The organism is Kitasatospora sp. NPDC058492 (assembly GCF_042720685.1).
Taxonomy (GTDB): Bacteria; Actinomycetota; Actinomycetes; order Streptomycetales; family Streptomycetaceae; genus Kitasatospora.
The window spans coordinates 1-1,712 of record NZ_JBHXMU010000146.1 but is presented as its reverse complement, the minus strand read 5'-3'; the positions used below and the strand labels follow the sequence as shown (position 1 = coordinate 1,712).

Annotated in this window: 1 pseudogene; it reads left to right on the top strand. The window is 71.4% G+C overall.

The features are described from left to right. A pseudogene (locus tag ACFWPI_RS39480) lies at window positions 1–1,712 on the top strand (hypothetical protein); the annotation flags it as partial.

Genomic DNA, 1,712 nt, shown 5'->3' with positions numbered 1-1,712 from the left:
CCGACCGGCCCGGTGAACGAGGGCGACACCCTGACCTACACCGAGACCGTCACCAACACCGGCACCAACCCGGCCACCTTCGCGGGTTTCAGTGACAACCTCTCGGCCGTGCTGACGGACAGCACGCTGGTGCCCGGCTCCGTCACGGCCAGCTCCGGAACGGCCGCCGTCACCGGGAACACCCTGACCTGGTCGGGCACACTGACCGCGCCGCCCGCCGCCGGGTCCACCGTGACCGTGACGTACCAGGTGACGGTCAACAGCCCCGACACCGGCAACTACGCGCTGACCAACAACGTCGCGCCCACCATCGCGGGCGGCACCTGCGCGACCGCGACGGGCTGCACCACCACCGTGCTGGTCAACGTCCCCACCCCCATGATCGACAAGTCCGCGGCGGAGAGCTCGTTCGTCGCGGGGCAGACGATCCACTACACCTACGCCGTCACCAACAACGCCGGTGTGCCGCTGACGAACATCGCGGTCACCGACACCGGCCCCGGCACCCCGACGGTCACCTGCCCGCCCGGCCCGCTCGCGGCCGGCGCCACGGAGAACTGCACCGCCACCTACACCGCGACCGCCGCGGACGCGGCGGCGGGCACGATCACCGACACGGCGAACCTCACCGGCACCGTCGGCACCCAGACGGTGACCTCGACCAGCAACCAGGTCGTCGTGCCGCTGCGGGCGCTGACCATCACGAAGTCGGCCGTCCAGCCGAACTTCCAGGCCCCGGGCGAGACGCTCAACTACACGTACACCGTCACCAACACCGGCCAGGTCGCGCTGACCGGCGTGACGGTGACCGACCTGACGCCCGGCGTCACCGTCTCGGGCTGCGGAACCAACCAGCTCGCGCCCGGCCAGTCCACCACCTGCCAGGCCACCTACGTCACGACGGCGGCGGACGTCGCCGCCCAGAACGTGCCCGACCAGGGCCAGGTCACCGGCACCGACCCGGGCGGCCAGAGCGTCACCACGACCAGCAACAAGGTGAACACCCCGCTGGTCGCGATCACGGTGGTGAAGAAGGCCGCCGAGGCGCAGTACACCGCCGCCGGGCAGACCATCCACTACACGTACACGGTCACCAACACCGGCGCCCAGCCGCTGACCAACATCGGCGTGGTGGACAACGGCCCCGGCACCCCGACCGTCACCTGCCCCACCGGCCCGCTCGCGCCGGGCGTCTCCGAGAACTGCACCGCGACCTACGTCACCACCGACGCCGACGTCGCCGCGGGCAAGGTCGTCGACACCGCCCAGGTGACCGGGAGCGCTCCCGGAGGCCGGACCGTCACCTCGACCAGCAACAAGGTGACCGTGCCCTACGCCGGGCTGAAGATCGTCAAGGCCGTCCAGGAGACCTCGTTCTCCGCCGCCGGCCAGGCCCTGCACTACACCTTCACCGTCACCAACACCGGTGACACGACGCTCGGTTCGATCGCCGTGACGGACTCCGGTCCGGGCACCCCCGCCGTCTCCTGCCCGGTGACCACCCTGGCCCCGGGCGCGTCCACGACCTGCACCGCGACCTACTCCACCGCCGACGCCGACGTGCAGGCCGGGAAGATCACCGACACCGCGACCGTCACCGGCACCACCCCCGACGGCACCCCGGTGACGGCGACCAGCAACACCGTGACCATCGTGGCCTGCACCCCCTGCGAGGACCAGGACCACGGCGGCTGCGACGGCAACAACTCCGG